Below are 14,326 nucleotides of genomic sequence, written 5' to 3'. Positions count from 1 at the left end.
TTACCGTAATGGTACAAGTACATTGTAAGCTGGCCTTTCGCGACATCGTTGGCTGTAACTCGTTGATTTCCATCTTGCTACACGTGGTGAGATGAACTAAGATTGTGCACTTGTGTCAAGAAGTTGGTATCGTAAACTAAACTGTTTTAACACAAAATCCCCTTCCTTTTTCAAGTATGGCAAACTTGTCAGGTGCTGATATCACGAGGTGGTACGTCATGCACTCATATAAAAATGAGAAGAAAGCGGAAGAAAAACTTCAGGAGTATGGACAAATGAGGTTTTTCATCCCCAAGGAGCGTGCTGTGCGCACACGTAATGGCAAGAAGATCGTTATCATGGTGCCCGTCATCCCCAGTTTAGTCTTTGTGCAAGCTTCGCAGAAGCAGATAGTCAACTTCAAGAAATCCGTCTACAACGACCTTCAGTTTGTCATCTGGCGCGAGCATGATGGCAAGACAACTCGTTATCTCACCGTAGAAAACAGAGACATGCAGAACTTCATCCAGCTATACGAGCATAGTGACAAGAAGCTAACCTTCTATCGTCCTGGTGAGATAGACATAAGGAAAGGTGTGCGTGTAAGGGTACACTGCAATGGAGGCTTAGACCAGCTCGAAGGTATCTTCGTCAAGGTTGCCCGCAAACGCAGCAAACAAATCGTAGTCATCATCCCCGACACCCTCGCCATATCAGCAGAGGTAGAACCAGAAGTACTTGAAGTCATCGAGTAACTGTAGGAGGTACGGTCTCCGAACCGTACCACTCAAGTAGCCACATTACCCCACTCAAGTAGCCACATTACAGCATTATATATTACTTCGCCATTTATATTATATTAAATGCCCTTTTAATATATATTAAATACCACTTGACATATATTAAATAGCCAAGTATATTATATTACTTTTTTCTTGCTCTGGCAAGTGGTAAAGCCGATTACAACACTCAATAATCAAAATTGTGCCAATATTCTTGTAAATATGGAATATATCCTTTATCTTTGTGTTATAATACAAATTTAATATAAAGGTTATGCGATACACAGAAGAACGATATATCAGTTTGCTGACCGATTTCGGTTTCAAGCGAATCTTTGGCACTAATCCCAATAAGGATTTGTTAATTGATTTTCTCAACTCTCTGTTTGATGGTGAACAGGTTGTAAAGGACGTGACATTCCTTAATAGTGAGCATGTTGGTGATGTACGTGCAGACCGCAAGGCTATATTCGACGTATATTGTGAGAATGAGAAGGGCGAGAAGTTTATCGTTGAGATGCAGAATGCCAGTCAGAAATACTTCAAAGACCGTTCCCTCTATTATGCCACATTCCCTATTCGTGAGCAAGCGCAAAAAGGAGAAGTATGGAATTATGAACTCAAGCATGTTTATGTTGTTGCATTACTCAACTACGACATGACAGATTCTGCTTTTGCACAAGATACAATCAATCACGACGTCGGCTTGCTTGACAAGCGGACACATCGAGTGTTCAACGATAAACTCACATTTAAGTATGTTGAAATAGCCAAGTTCAAAAAGAGTATAGAAGAACTAAAGACCAATTATGACAAGTGGATTTATGTTCTTCAAAACCTCTCGCGTCTTGACCGTCAACCCAGGTATCTCCAAACAGAAGTCTTTAGTCGTTTGTTTAATCAGGCTGAAATCGCAAGATTCTCAAAAACTGAGCTTCGTGAATATGAGGACAGTCTCAAAGCTTATCGCGACATGAAGAACTCGCTGGATAATGCAGAAGAGAAAGGACTTGCAAAAGGACTTGCAAAAGGTCGTGCGGAAGGTCTTGTAGAAGGTCGTGCGGAAGGTCTTGCAGAAGGTAAAAAAGACAAAGCTGTAGAAATAGCAAAAAAACTTCTTGAAATGGATATGCCTATTGACGCTATAATGAAAGCAACAGGCCTTTCACAGGAAGAGATAACTAAACTTTAAGTTTTGTAAATGATTACATTACCCTCCAAAACCTATACCGCTGACGCTATTCGTCTTTCTCAGATTCTTGGCAGCACCACAAAAGCCAACATGCTGATAGTCTGCAAGAGACAGTACTTACGTTGTCCGCAAGGAGCGTAAGACTCCTTATATCCTTCAAAATGGTAGTGACCTATTGCGATGAAGAAAAAGATAATGGTATATGCTCATGCCAGCTGAACTTCGCAAGTCTCTCTCCGATGACTATAAAGTATACCTCGACCTTGCTCTGCAAGGCAAGAAATGACCGTCGGCAAAAGACCTGAGAATGATGGCGTTTATGAAGAATCTGTATGGGGAATAAATCCCAAACATTAGAAAATTAGTGTCAAAATCCTTGTAAAAATGGAAGATATACTATATCTTTGCAGAAAAAAGGAGGGTGTATATGAGTATCAAAGAATATCGTTTGACATCTATGGAAGAACCAACAGATGCCATGCTTCATGAATTAATGTATCAAGTAGCTTGTTCTGCAAGGCAAAGCTCGTATAATGCAAAACAGGTTTTAAAGCAGAAGATGCAAGAAACTATAGAGTTGATACAGAGACAAAGACAAACACTTTCATCTAATAGTCAATAATCATGGTAAAAGAGCTTCGCCCCGTTTTGTGTGTTGTTGCAGGTCCGAATGGTTCTGGCAAGACATCTACTACAGAAAAACTGCTTGCCAACGAATGGACAGCAGATAGTGTCTATATCAATCCTGACAATATCGCACAAGAGAACTTTGGAGACTGGAATTCTCTGGATGCTGTGATGAAAGCTGCAAAGGAAGCTACACGTTTGCGTTATGATTGCTTGGAAAGAAAGATAAGTTTTGTTTTTGAAACAGTGTTTTCGTCTCAAGAAAAATTGGAATTTCTTCAAAAAGCACATGCGGAAGGTTTCTTTATCCGATTCTTTTATGTATGTACAGAGAATCCAGAGATAAATGTGTTGCGAATAGCTCAACGTTATCTTAATGGAGGACATGAAGTTCCCATTTCAAAGGTATTCAGTAGATATTACAAGTCGTTGGCACTTGCTGCTCAGGCTATAAGTTTTGTTGACAGAGCATATATTTACGATAATTCACGAGATAATGAGTTGCCGCAATTGCTTTATCGAACAACTGATGGACACTTGATAAAGAAATATTCTGAAGATATACCTGAATGGGCAGCGTCCTTAGTATCATTATAATTGAACAGTAGGTAATCTTTGGATAAGTAGTTTAAAAGTAAGGAGGAGTTATAGTCTTCAATACTATATCGGAGCATTTAGTATACTCGATGCTTTACCCTAAAAGACAATGCAAATGAGCGCAATGAAAGCTGGCTTTTACATTGCCGAGTGCAGCTTATCTTCTGCAAAACGATACATAATAACTTTTTTCAAAAAACTGATAGGTAACCGTCTATTTCTCCATATCGTTTACTAAGAAGTAGATATTAACTTTGCTGCTGAACAAAAAATCAGTAGCAAATGGAAAATAAAGTAAAGAAGGTAAAGGTTGATTATGCAGCCATCATTCGTGAGTTCGAGATGTATGGCCGAGGCCGCTCCCTTAAGCAATTTTGTGATGAAAGTAATTATACATATGCTAATGTGCTACATTACTATCGAAAGTGTTTTTGGGACAGCAAGGCAAAGAGCGGTGATTTATCCAAAGGAGACAAAGCTCTTGTTCCCTTGGAAATTGAATCTGTTGAGAGAAAAGCTCCAACCTCTTCATCGGTGGAAACAGACAATACGGAAGATCCTATATCTCCGGCCAAACCTCCCGTTTCCACTTATAGCATCATATCGATGCACGTGTCTTTCAGTAACGGAATGGAGTTGTCTCTTTGTGAAACAGATGTGAATGAGATAACCGCATTGTTGCACAAAATCGTAGGCTAAATGATATCCTTTACAAGTAAACAGAGGTACTATTTCTGTTCATCCCCTATGGATATGCGTAAGGATATCGATACCCTTTCAGAAGTAGTCCGCTCCCAAATGGGCTTGGATCCATTTCTTGATGAATCTGTTTTTATCTTTATGTCAAAGACTCTTCGTACGATGAAGATACTCTATCGTGGTCGCCGTAGATTTGAATTGATAAAAATTCGTTTGGATGATGAAAAATTCTTTTTGCCCATATTCGACGAAAAGCGTTCTTGTTACAAAATATGCTGGAGCGATTTTGTTGCACTTACAGAAGGCGTACAAGTAACTAAAATGATGATAAAAGAAGACGCTGCTTGATTGTGTAAGCTCTTGTTTATCAGTAATTTGCATATAAAATATCTAATAAAAGTCTTGCATATGTCAGAAAAAAGCAGTACCTTTATGGATATGAATGACGAAATGAAGTTACGTTTGGCTTATGCTGAGATAGCCCGTCTTAATGAAGAGAAGGCTACAGCGAATCGTGGGCAGATAGATCTTGTAGCCCACGATCAAGCCATGCGTGCCGACTTTGAACGTCAACGTGAAGAGGACCGTCAGTTCTTCAAAGCCCAGCAGGACAATATGAAGGAGTTCTACATGCAACAGATGAAGGATCAGGCAGAACGTCATAAGGCAGAACTCAAACAGTTGCGTATTGATAATATGGAAAATGTCAAGCGTGTAATGGAGGAGAGTGCTTGTCATCAGAAAGCATCCGATAATTTGATAGCTTCCTTGAACGAGAAGATATCAAAACTTACTGCTATGCTTGAGAAATCTGCAATCTCGGAAACAGAGGCAAAATGGTTGGCTTCCTATCGTCAACGTCAGAAATTCAAGCGCAATGCCGAGCAGGCAAAGCTATTGAAGTCGGGCAATGAGGTGACGAGAGAAGAGGAAAAGGATGATTGGCCAGATAAGAAGAACAACAATAAGTCTGATTCATCCACTTCTTCAGGAGGACATGTTTCTCCCCAAAAGAAGGACTCACATGACAAGCGTTCAGTCCGTACAGACTATCAGAAGAACAAGCCCTATACACTCACTCCTGTATATCATAAGTTACATGAATATTTCTCTCTTCCTGAAAACGGACATTTCGTGAAGCGTAATGGAGAAATCGAAACATGGTGGTATCGTGAGTTGGTCCGCATCCCTGAGCATTATGAAGAGCATTTCTATGAAGTTGCCAGTTATTATGTGAAAGGTAAAGGCCAAGGGATAACACGACCAAACACCCGCTTAATAAAGGGAGTGCCTTTTGATTTGGAACTGATAACTTATGTTCTAACCGAGCATTTTGCTTACAACACTCCGTTTACAAGAATCGTAGACAAACTGTCTCATATGGGATTGAACATGAACACCAAAACTCTTGGTGTCATAGTCCATAAGATTATCACTTATATCCGTAAAGAGATGAAGGAGGTTTGGGAGTCAACTATCAAGAAGACCCACAACTGGATGATAGATGAAACCTCCGGACTAGTAGGAGTTAAAACAGATGAGGGTATCCGTAAATACCTGAAACGTTACTTTTGGGGAATCAAGGCTAATGTCCAAAAACTCGTGTGGTTTATATACGAGCACGGAAGCCGTGGCCTCAAGGCAATCCGTCAGTTCTTGGACAACTTCATCGGCTTCTTCACTACAGATGGTTATGTAGTATATAAGGTATATGATGACGAGGAACATCCAAACCAACATCGCTCAGCCTGCCTTACTCATATAAGGAGAAAATTTGTAGAATCCCTGGAGGAGAACCATTCCTTGTCAATGTGGTTTATAGATGAGATAGGAAGGCTTTTTGCAATAGAGCATGATTGCAAAAAGGCAAATCTAGATTCCGAGCAAGTCCGTTTGGAAAGACTCAAAAGGAGTCGTCCTATAATGGAACGGATTAAAGAAAAATTTGAGCAGTTTGCCAGATCAGGCTACAAAGGCTTAGGGACCTTGACAAAGAAAGCACTAAAGTATATCAAAGCAGAGTGGTCTGCAATGCAGACAATTTTGCAGGATGGCAATCTCGAGTTATCCAACAACTTGGCAGAACAAATGATGAGACACATCAAGCTGAATCTTAAAAACTGTCTGAATATCGGCAGTGAAGATTCTGCGCTTGACTATGCCTTTATGTTTTCTGTTATAGAGAGCTGTAGTATGAACAAGTTGTCTCCTGTAAGGTACATCAAGGAGTTGGTCTCTCGTCTTACAGATAAACCTTGCAGCCATGCTGAAAAGGAGGCAATCTTGCCATGCTTTATACAGAAATAAACGTTAAATTCAATCGTTTTTTATTTTAACATCTTATGAACTGCCTTTGTTTAAAGGTGGTTCAGATGGTGTATGGAAATATAGATGGTTACAAAAAAGAGTGGTCATTTGCGACAATAAAAAATTCAAAAAGATAACAATGGAAATATTCAATCAAGTTAAAACTCTCAAAATAGCCACAACAGAGAAAATAGATACAATCTACTTCCAATACAAGATACAAGGTTCACCAACTTTAATCCATTCAAAAGTAGATGTAAAGATTATCGGCTATGGCTGCAATAATAAATCAATTTTAATGAAGTAACTCGATTTATCATAATTCACTACTGTCCAATAAAAAAGGCAATTCAAATACACATTCTTCTTCAAGTGGGAATGGTTTTGGTCCTTTTGGAAGTGGAAGCAATAGTAGTAGTCAGAATTTTAATAGATGATTGTTTATGAAGAAACTGTTAATAATTTACTTGATTATATCATTTCTAATGGTTTTTGTTTATGCTATCTTTGTGGTAAATGCGTATGTTAGTATAAAATACGAGGTAGAAACTATAGATAATGATGCTATCATAAATATGGTTTACCAGATATTCGATACTGGTGTTACTATAAATTTTATTTGGTTTGCCATAAATACGATAATAGTTTTGGGCTTGTATATAAAGCTTCGTCGTAAGTGAAAAATAATATGATTATGCAAAAGATTGCATAATGTTAAGTATTGAACTTGGAACAGAAATTCTAAAGCAAGGAACTAAATTAAAATTTTCTGGAGCCGAAAGGATTACAGATATGATAATTGAAAAGAAACAAGAAGAAGTCAAAAACGATAGTACTATTTGCAAAAAGTAATAATTATGAACTATATTTGTCTTTGGGGAATATTAGCGTCTATAACAGGAATTGCAATAATGTTTTCAGTTATTAAGCACAAAAAGTCGGTAAGTGCCGTAAAATATGGCACTTACTTGATTTTTTCAATTTTGATGATATGCTTAGGAATAACAACCATCTTATTTAAAAGATATGATAGTATTTGTGCAATATTCTATGGTATTACATTCCTAAATATCACATACAAAGACAGGCGTAATTTCCCACCGAGTTTTACAATAAACTATATTAATTATCTTAAAGGATATGTTGTTGGTTTGGGGTCTATAATGTATGCTTTGTTTAGAATTTTTGAATAGTAAGAAGAATGGAAATATTAAAGATTTATTGAAGCGGAATTCCTCCTCATCCGCCTTTCCATATAATGCCTTTGTATTGCGCCCAACCAACGTAGGACAAGGGCTTTTCCTTTGTGGGCAGCAGCCATCGGCATCATCTCCTGTTACGCTTCGCTTCATCTGCACCTTTTTTGGTGAAAACAACCTGAATCAGAAGAAGACCTTCTCGAACACCGTACCAACGGCACCGATGCCTTCGAAACACTCTATATCGGCTGCGAGAAGTTCCCACAGCACGATTTATACCCAATTTGCGTGGGTGAAGTGAGATAATGCAATAAAAATATCTGTTTGTCGTTTTTATGGTGTAACTTTGTGGAGTATAGTTGTTGAATTTATGACAAAAAAGAAACACTACAGAAAATCAGCGTCAAAGACATTCCCTATAAAATTAACAATAGGAAATGTCTACTTCTCAATTTGTGTTGTCATTATCTTATATGCAGTTATTTCTGCACTAATTTTGACACCAATGCTAAAACATTACGGAAGTCAATGCAAAGCCGTAATCACTGACAATGAATCATCAGTGATCCACAGGTACACTACAAATTGTTATCTTTATGAGTTCAGTGTCGGAGATGAAACCTATACAGGGAATTCTTTAATTGAAGTTGGCAATAAGGATAAGATCGGGGACACTATAGAAATTCTCTATTTTCAATGTTGGCCTTCTTTTAATATACCCATATACTATTATGACAATGAATAACTCTAAGAAATATGAAATAGTCCTATTGATAAATATAGGCTTACTGGTATTCTTCATATTTTCTTGCTATCTATATAATCATAGGCAAGTTCTTATGGATACTACTTTCTATTATGAAATTCCTGTAATAGACAAAGTTCTTACTATAAATACTCCTGTATTTAATGATTATGCATACGTCCGTATAGTGACAAATAAATCATATACATTAAAAAAATGTGCAGATTTAAAAATCGTTCGGCGTGAAACGACTGATGTTTCACTGATTTTTAACAAACAAAAGAATGATACAATATTTTATTCAGACAGATGGGGTGATGTTATTTTATTAGATAAAAAACATATATACAAAAAGGTTAGATGGTATGATGATAGATTTTATGTAAAAGATAATAAAACCAAAAGATACTATATACGAAATAACTTTATCGAAGTTGTTATAAAAGACAATGCGACTTTTGTTGTATATCAATCAAATAAATTGTTTAGAGTTTTAAAACCTTTGTCTTGCGCTCAACCAAAGTAGAACAATGGCTTTTCCTTTGTGGGCAGCAGCCATCGGCATCATCTCCTGTTACGCATAGCTTCATCTGCACCTTTTTGGTGAGAACAAAGATCTTCTCGAGCACCGTACCGACGGCACCGATGCCTTCGAAACACTCTATATCGGCTGCGAGAAGTTCCCACAGCACGATTTATACCCAATTGCGATTGGCGGAGTAAGATAATTGCTCATTTTTGCAGAAAATAAGAAGAAACTCTGTATCTTTGTCGCAATAAAACCTACTTTATGGAACAACTATTATTCATCGTATTGGCAGTTGTCATCATTTTCGCCTTGTTGTATAAGTGGAAAAAGCGGACAGAGAAAAAGATGGGCAACGATTTGAACGCTCTCATTGAAGCTAATGACTGGCGGGGAGTGTGTCGTATTTTACGCAAGCAACTGATTGTTTGGGGACTTGTGCTTGTGTTGTGTATTGGATTATTGGTGGCTCGAATAATGAGTGGCGGACAATTCTATACACCTATAATTGTTTGTGCTTTCTTGGCATGGAGATTCTTCAAATTGGTAAACCTTTACATGATTTCGTACAAGAACATGAAAGTAGTGGAGGTAGAGAGTGAAGACAATATACCGCCTTTGCCTTCCATTGAGTGGTTCCTTCAAGGTTGTAAAGTTACCCATGTAGATGTACCTTCGCCAGAGATTAAGCAGTTGTGGCTTGATGCTTACGAGAGAGGCAAGCAAGAAGGCTTTAGCCCGGTTCTGTTGGCTGTAGACAGTTGTTTTTTCGACTCACTTGATGACAGTTCTGAATGGTATGATGAAACCAAGCGTCAGGAGTGGCAATCTAAATTGTTGGCATCAAACTTAAACGATGGAGCTTCTATCCTGCATGAAAGAATGGAACAGGTAAAGGAAGAATACAGCGATGCAGAATGGAAGAATGATGTTGTTGGTACAGATGAGGATATTGAGCCTATCAATGATTTTGAAATTGAAGAAGGCACGGATCTCTATCTTGTTGAAGTTCCCGTGAAAGAACCATGGAAAGTATTTGCGTATGTTCCGTTTGGTGACTGGAATGAATGTCCGAAAGCTGAAGAACACATGGCAATAGCCAAATATTGGTATGAGAAACATGGTGCGTGTGTAGCATATATTTCAGATGATGTTGTTGAGTATTATCTGCACAGTTCAGTGATGGGTGATACAATGCCTATTGCAGAGGAACATTTGGGATATAGTGCGGATATTTTACAAGGAAACAATCTTGCATCCCTTTCTTCTCAACTTAAAAAATCCACAATATGGTATTTCTGGTGGGATTGATTTATTGAAGCGGAATTCCTCCTAATCCGCCTTTCCAGATAAAGCCTTTGTCTTGCGCCCAACCAATGTAGGACAAGGGCTTTTCCTTTGTGGGCAGCAGCCATCGGTATCATCTCCTGTTACGCTTCGCTTCATCTGCACCTTTTTGGTGAGAACAAAGATTTTCTCGAACACCGTACCGACGGCACTGATGCCTTCGATACCCTCTATATCGGCTGCGAGAAGTTCCCACAGCACGATTTATATCCAATTGCAATTGGTGGAGTGAGATAAGGCAATAAAATTGGGAAAATAACGTTTCTTTTAGAGTGGAACAAATGCATTCTCCTTAAATTTTACCATTAGAATAGACTAATTATGAAAAAGATTTTCTTTTATATAATAATTGCATCGTTACTTGTTGTCTCTGGTTGTGACAAGAATAAAACGCCAAAGATATTTATAGAAGAATCTTTGGATTCATTACTATCTAATTTCATAAAAGATAATCCAAACGACCATATTTATTCTATACTTTTTTACAATAAAAACGAAAAGCAATTTATGGAAATAACAAGCTTTGGGAAACTTTATTATAGTAAACTTGTTGATAAGGTTTTCTATAAAGATGGGAAACTTATATGTTACTATTCCATTAATAGGAGTTGGGCTGACAGTTTACTAAATATTCCTGCTTCTTTGTTATGCACTGATTCACTTAAAAAGTATGATGATCTTAGCACAGGACTCATAGACTATGAAGGTCCACTGAACACAAGGACATACAGGATATTCAGTAAGGGGAAAATATTGCCAGCAAAAGAGGATGACTTTGTTTGCAAAGTAATAGCAAGTGATACAAATGTTATTAAAAATGAGCAAATAAACAATATCTTAAATAGTTTTATCAACGAACACAACCCTATTATTACATATATACGATTTAAACACATAAAAAATAAACGATATATGTGTCTCGGCAATGACATCTCTTATGATAAGAAAGGGTTTATTGGAATGTTCTATCGAAATGGAAGAATTGTTGTCTTGTATTCCGATATCAATATGGCTGACAACGACATTGTTGAAACAAAGCTATTGAAATCGATAAAAGAATTATCGGACTACCACATCGTACACAATGAAATTCCTGTTTATTTTCAAGAAGAATACTGCTTAAAAAGAGATGACCTTACAGAGGTTTCATGCAATGACCCTGAATACATAAAGGTACATTTCAACTAAGAATCAGTCATATAAAATAAAAAGAAGCGGAACATTGCCTAATCACCCTTTCCTATACGCCTTTGTCTTGCGCCCAACGCAGGATGAAGGCTTTTCTTTTTTCAGTGGTGTGCTCCGCCTTCAGCACCTCCTTCGCTTCGCTCTTCGCACCTTTGGCTTTTGCAATCTCTCAGGCGTGAGAGTCAATCACATAAGGTAGCCAATCCCGTTTCTCAAAGGAGTAAGGCGTGGCGCACCGCCTTTCCTGCACTTTGTGCATCTTTCCTATGCTGTTATCTTGGTAGCTTGCTCCACCGTCCCATGCAATGTTTGTGGACGAATCGGCTTTTATTTCGCCACCAAAATGACAAGTATTCATCTTTGCCGGAAGCAACGCCTCATGCCGTACTTCATCCGCCAAAACAACGATGACCTTATCCTCGCCATCCAGTCAGTAGGAGTGGAGCGAGGACGCAACGGCTTCCGCAAGAACAAGTCCATGGAAAAGCAGCCGGAGTCCGAAGAAGACCTTCTCGAACACCGTACCGATGGCACCGATGCCTTCGATACCCTCTATATCGGCTACGAGAAGTTCCCACAGCACGATTTGTATCCAATTTGCGTGGGAGGGGTGAGATAATGCAATAAAACGAGGGAATTGTCGTTTTTATGGTGTAACTTTGTGAGGTTAAATTTAGTAATATTATGGATAGGGGTAGAAAAATTTGCGACGTACTGAAAGCTGTCAGAAAAAAGATTGCTGACATGAATGGCATTGCATACGAGCCAAGAGTTTGCCACTTCAAAGGACATTGCAGTGGAACATGTCCAGCATGCGAGACTGAAAGAAAATATATAGAGTCGGAATTGTCTTTACGCAAACGCATGGGAGAGGCTGTTTGTGTTACAGGTGTTGCCATTGGCATTTTGGCGACCCCATACAATGTATATGCCCAAACTTCGTCACCGTCTGTACCTATTGGTAATGAAGTAATCGCAGCAGACTCTCTGCCAACAAGAGCACAAGTTACAATCAATGGATGTGTGAAAGATGCTGACGGAACTCCTATTGTTGGTGTAATTATTGTTGTAGGAAACAAACGATCCGGCAGCATTACAGACATTGACGGAAACTTTTCTGTTACCTTTCCAAGGGATTCCACGCTACGATTGGAATATATTGGTTATAAAAACAAGGTCTATTCATTCAGCGAACTGGACTTGAAAGGCTTTAACACGCTTTGCCTAACGGAAGAAGACTATAATATTTTAGGAGAAATGGTTGTAGTTGTACCACAAAAGCCTAAAACAAAGAAGCGTCGCAAGAAAAAACAGGAAGGAAAAATGGTTGTTGAAAATAAAGATTTTGACACAGGGCCATTCTATCCTGGCGGCAACAGTGCCCTACTACATTTTGTAGAACAAAATTTATGTGTACCTGAAACTTTACAAGGAGCATATCAGCAGCGCATAAATGTTTCTTTCTATGTGTTGGGGGATGGCAGTCTTGCCGATGTTAAAGTCATAACAATTTGTCCTCAAGAGATGAAAGAGGAAGTGTTACGACTTGTAAAAGCGATGCCTAAATGGAAGCCAGCCTTAAAAGACGGCAAGCCGACATGTGCGAAAATTATGATACCAATAGATATTATGCTAAAGTAACTTATGCCATCATTAGAAGCACCATTGATAGGAATTGACCGTCACCGCTTGGCTACAGACGGTGACGGCATCACTACTCTCGTTGCATTTCATGAATGTCCACTTAGATGTGCATATTGCATAAACGCCCAATGCTTCAAAGAATCACCAGAATGTAAGCTTACTGTTGATGAACTGATAGAACGCTTGATGCCTGACAATATTTATTTTTTGGCAACGGGTGGAGGAGTTACTTTTGGTGGTGGTGAGCCACTGCTGTACGCTGATTTTATAAGTGAGTTTACTCGAAAAATGCCAGAGGAATGGAAAATCACCATAGAATCTTCATTGAATGTACCGAACAAAAATATCTTTAAAGTTGCTCAATTTGCTGACCTTTTAGTGATTGACATCAAAGATATGGACGAGTTTATTTACAAGCAATACACAGGCAAGAACAACTCTTTTGTATTAGCCAATCTCAAATGGCTTGTAGACAATGGGTATGCAGATAAGACCATTATCAGAATTCCTCTCATAAAAAACTACAACAATAAAAGCAATCAAATCAAAAGCAGGGAAATTCTCGAAAGCATTGGCTTTTCTCGCTTTGACATCTTCCGTTATGTTATAAAATAATCTTGGCTTTTCCCCCATACAAATGCTTCCGTACTTTCGCAGTATGGAAGCATTTTCACACTTTGATTTTTCATTATATAACGAGATTGAATCTTCTAAAAAACGACCTCAAACATTTGCTTGTTAAGAAAAAAAGTATTAAATTTGGCGCATTAAAAACCATAAAATTATTCGCTTATGAAGAAACTATTTTTCATCATCTTCCTAATGGTATTCTCGTTTGCGATAACAGCAAACGCCAAGAAACCCAAAGTCGTATGGCCTAAGGCAGTGCTGACTCTTAAAGACGGTACTGTGCTCAACGGCTATTTGCAGAACGACATCCACTTCATGAAAAAAAACATCTATTTCAGTGAAACACAAAATGGTAAGGATGTAAAATACAAAATCGTAGACATTAAATCCCTTGAGGTGGATAATGCTCTCCAGGATGGCAAGAAACGCACTTTCATCCTTATAGACGAAGACCCTAAATACCAGTATTTGGCTACAGTTGTTTACAAGGGTAAACATGTTACGGGCTATATGCAGCCGTTTGCTTTTGACAATTCCACCCACAGCAGGTCGTTTACTGGTATATGGACAAATAATACCGTTTACTTGGGCTGTAGATCATACGACTATAAGGTTGATGGCGGAAAGCTTGTTTACTATTGGATGTTATTTGAGGATAAAAAAATTAATTCCAAAAGAGAAAAATATTCTCAAAAGAAACTGTTGAAAAAGATAAAGGAAAAATTCAAGGACTATCCTGCCGTCGCTGAAGAAGTGGAAAAGAGAGGACTCACTGCTGAGCAAATCCACGAGGACCCTGCCATTCTTCTTGAAATCCTTGACAAGAGTCTGCAATAATCTTTTGTCTTTTCCCCCATACAAATG

Annotated in this window: 20 protein-coding genes; 18 read left to right on the top strand and 2 right to left on the bottom strand. The window is 38.3% G+C overall.

The annotated features are described in order from the left end of the window. The first annotated feature begins 176 nt into the window (after nucleotides 1–176). From C9991_RS11895 to C9991_RS11840, 12 genes are all read left to right on the top strand, one after another. Nucleotides 177–734 carry a UpxY family transcription antiterminator gene (locus tag C9991_RS11895; RefSeq protein WP_106812701.1) on the top strand — a complete coding sequence of 186 codons (558 nt, stop codon included), beginning with the start codon at nucleotides 177–179 and terminating at the stop codon, nucleotides 732–734. Nucleotides 735–1,035: 301 nt separating this feature from the next. Continuing rightward, nucleotides 1,036–1,953: an Rpn family recombination-promoting nuclease/putative transposase gene (locus C9991_RS11890; protein ID WP_106812700.1), complete on the top strand. Its 918-nt coding sequence runs from the start codon at nucleotides 1,036–1,038 to the stop codon at nucleotides 1,951–1,953. Nucleotides 1,954–1,962: 9 nt separating this feature from the next. Next, entirely contained in the window at nucleotides 1,963–2,094 is a 132-nt protein-coding gene (locus tag C9991_RS17165; RefSeq protein WP_255414793.1) for a hypothetical protein, read from the top strand. A gap of 286 nt (nucleotides 2,095–2,380) precedes the next feature. Further along, complete coding sequence (locus tag C9991_RS11885; RefSeq protein WP_106812699.1) at nucleotides 2,381–2,575, top strand: hypothetical protein; 195 nt, start codon at nucleotides 2,381–2,383, stop codon at nucleotides 2,573–2,575. A 2-nt stretch (nucleotides 2,576–2,577) separates the two neighbouring features. Further along, a complete protein-coding gene (locus tag C9991_RS11880) occupies nucleotides 2,578–3,177 on the top strand; it encodes an ATPase (protein WP_106812698.1) in 600 nt (199 codons plus the stop codon). 282 nt (nucleotides 3,178–3,459) lie between these two features. After that, nucleotides 3,460–3,876: a hypothetical protein gene (locus C9991_RS11875; protein ID WP_106812064.1), complete on the top strand. Its 417-nt coding sequence runs from the start codon at nucleotides 3,460–3,462 to the stop codon at nucleotides 3,874–3,876. Beyond that, entirely contained in the window at nucleotides 3,877–4,224 is a 348-nt protein-coding gene (gene tnpB, locus C9991_RS11870; protein WP_106812697.1) for an IS66 family insertion sequence element accessory protein TnpB, read from the top strand. It begins immediately after the preceding gene. Nucleotides 4,225–4,284: 60 nt separating this feature from the next. After that, nucleotides 4,285–6,183 (top strand): IS66 family transposase, encoded by a 1,899-nt coding sequence (tnpC, locus tag C9991_RS11865; protein ID WP_106812696.1) that lies wholly within the window; start codon nucleotides 4,285–4,287, stop codon nucleotides 6,181–6,183. A gap of 139 nt (nucleotides 6,184–6,322) precedes the next feature. Continuing rightward, nucleotides 6,323–6,490 (top strand): hypothetical protein, encoded by a 168-nt coding sequence (locus C9991_RS16920; RefSeq protein WP_198643801.1) that lies wholly within the window; start codon nucleotides 6,323–6,325, stop codon nucleotides 6,488–6,490. A 404-nt stretch (nucleotides 6,491–6,894) separates the two neighbouring features. After that, the gene (locus C9991_RS16745; protein WP_157949461.1) at nucleotides 6,895–7,035 is read left to right on the top strand and encodes a hypothetical protein; all 141 of its coding nucleotides are present in this window, start codon (nucleotides 6,895–6,897) and stop codon (nucleotides 7,033–7,035) included. A 717-nt stretch (nucleotides 7,036–7,752) separates the two neighbouring features. Further along, nucleotides 7,753–8,127 carry a hypothetical protein gene (locus tag C9991_RS16915; protein WP_198643800.1) on the top strand — a complete coding sequence of 125 codons (375 nt, stop codon included), beginning with the start codon at nucleotides 7,753–7,755 and terminating at the stop codon, nucleotides 8,125–8,127. 94 nt (nucleotides 8,128–8,221) lie between these two features. Beyond that, a complete protein-coding gene (locus C9991_RS11840; protein ID WP_157949460.1) occupies nucleotides 8,222–8,653 on the top strand; it encodes a hypothetical protein in 432 nt (143 codons plus the stop codon). Here C9991_RS11840 and C9991_RS16740 read toward each other — a convergent pair. After that, on the bottom strand, nucleotides 8,613–8,819 hold the full coding sequence (locus C9991_RS16740) for a hypothetical protein (protein WP_157949459.1): 207 nt from the start codon (nucleotides 8,817–8,819) through the stop codon (nucleotides 8,613–8,615). The two genes, C9991_RS11840 and C9991_RS16740, sit on opposite strands and share 41 nt — an antisense overlap. 98 nt (nucleotides 8,820–8,917) lie before the next feature. Between C9991_RS16740 and C9991_RS11835 the strand changes: the two genes are divergently transcribed. Further along, complete coding sequence (locus C9991_RS11835) at nucleotides 8,918–9,964, top strand: DUF4253 domain-containing protein (RefSeq protein ID WP_106812690.1); 1,047 nt, start codon at nucleotides 8,918–8,920, stop codon at nucleotides 9,962–9,964. A gap of 21 nt (nucleotides 9,965–9,985) precedes the next feature. Here C9991_RS11835 and C9991_RS11830 read toward each other — a convergent pair whose 3' ends face one another. Beyond that, nucleotides 9,986–10,201, bottom strand: coding sequence for a hypothetical protein (locus C9991_RS11830; protein WP_106812689.1), 216 nt, complete (start codon nucleotides 10,199–10,201; stop codon nucleotides 9,986–9,988). Between the two features lie 120 nt (nucleotides 10,202–10,321). Between C9991_RS11830 and C9991_RS11825 the strand changes: the two genes are divergently transcribed. The 5 genes from C9991_RS11825 to C9991_RS11805 all read left to right on the top strand — a co-directional run bounded on the left by C9991_RS11825 (nucleotide 10,322) and on the right by C9991_RS11805 (nucleotide 14,299). Next, nucleotides 10,322–11,188, top strand: a complete 867-nt coding sequence (locus C9991_RS11825) for a hypothetical protein (RefSeq protein ID WP_106812688.1) — start codon at nucleotides 10,322–10,324, stop codon at nucleotides 11,186–11,188. Nucleotides 11,189–11,567: 379 nt separating this feature from the next. Beyond that, complete coding sequence (locus C9991_RS11820; protein WP_232823322.1) at nucleotides 11,568–11,807, top strand: hypothetical protein; 240 nt, start codon at nucleotides 11,568–11,570, stop codon at nucleotides 11,805–11,807. Between the two features lie 65 nt (nucleotides 11,808–11,872). Next, nucleotides 11,873–12,829: a carboxypeptidase-like regulatory domain-containing protein gene (locus C9991_RS11815; protein ID WP_106812687.1), complete on the top strand. Its 957-nt coding sequence runs from the start codon at nucleotides 11,873–11,875 to the stop codon at nucleotides 12,827–12,829. Nucleotides 12,830–12,832: 3 nt separating this feature from the next. After that, entirely contained in the window at nucleotides 12,833–13,447 is a 615-nt protein-coding gene (locus tag C9991_RS11810; RefSeq protein ID WP_106812686.1) for a radical SAM protein, read from the top strand. Nucleotides 13,448–13,624: 177 nt separating this feature from the next. After that, nucleotides 13,625–14,299 carry a hypothetical protein gene (locus tag C9991_RS11805; RefSeq protein ID WP_106812685.1) on the top strand — a complete coding sequence of 225 codons (675 nt, stop codon included), beginning with the start codon at nucleotides 13,625–13,627 and terminating at the stop codon, nucleotides 14,297–14,299. Nucleotides 14,300–14,326: the final 27 nt, after the last annotated feature.

It is taken from the genome of Prevotella merdae (genome assembly GCF_900290275.1).
GTDB lineage: Bacteria > Bacteroidota > Bacteroidia > Bacteroidales > Bacteroidaceae > Prevotella > Prevotella merdae.
This window is presented reverse-complemented; position numbering and strand designations above follow the sequence as displayed.